Source organism: Pseudoalteromonas sp. AOP7-A1-14, assembly GCF_052376275.1.
GTDB lineage: Bacteria > Pseudomonadota > Gammaproteobacteria > Enterobacterales > Alteromonadaceae > Pseudoalteromonas.
Genome location: NZ_JBQSVO010000292.1, coordinates 1 through 492, shown reverse-complemented (window position 1 = coordinate 492; position 492 = coordinate 1). Strand labels below are relative to the sequence as shown.

The following is a 492-nucleotide window of genomic DNA, read 5'->3' as shown; positions in this document are numbered from 1 at the left end:
TGTAGTGGTCAACTAATTTAGGACACCTGATAAGAGGTTTTTGTTAAAGTAGCGTTTCTCTTTTTCTAGCGGTGTTAAATAGTCATTAAAACGGTGTGGTCTCACTGACTGATAATAGCCCCAAATATAATCAATAATGGCAGTCCGAGCTTCAGCAATATTCTCATAACCGCCCTTTGGCATCCATTCTGTTTTAAAGCTCCTGAAGAACCTTTCAGTTGGCGCGTTGTCCCAACAGTTACCTTTTCGGCTCATGCTCTGCTTCATGCCATTACAACTTGCCACAGATTCAGCAAACTTCTTGCTAGTGTAATGGGTGCCTTGATCAGAGTGAAACAACACCCCACTTGGCTTTAAGCGCGACTGATACGCCATCTGCAGCGCTTTGGTTGTCAGCATACTGTCAGGCGAATCTGATACAGCAAAGCCAACAATACGACGAGCATATAAATCTAAAACGATAGCTAGGTAGCACCAGCCGCCTTTAATGCG

At 43.9% G+C, this 492-nt stretch carries 1 protein-coding gene; it reads right to left on the bottom strand.

All coding sequences use genetic code 11. From position 1 onward, the window contains the following. Positions 1-12 precede the first annotated feature (12 nt). Positions 13-492, bottom strand: a 480-nt coding sequence (locus ACT3RM_RS18165; RefSeq protein WP_443488055.1) for an IS3 family transposase, incomplete at its 5' end; no start/stop codon positions are given.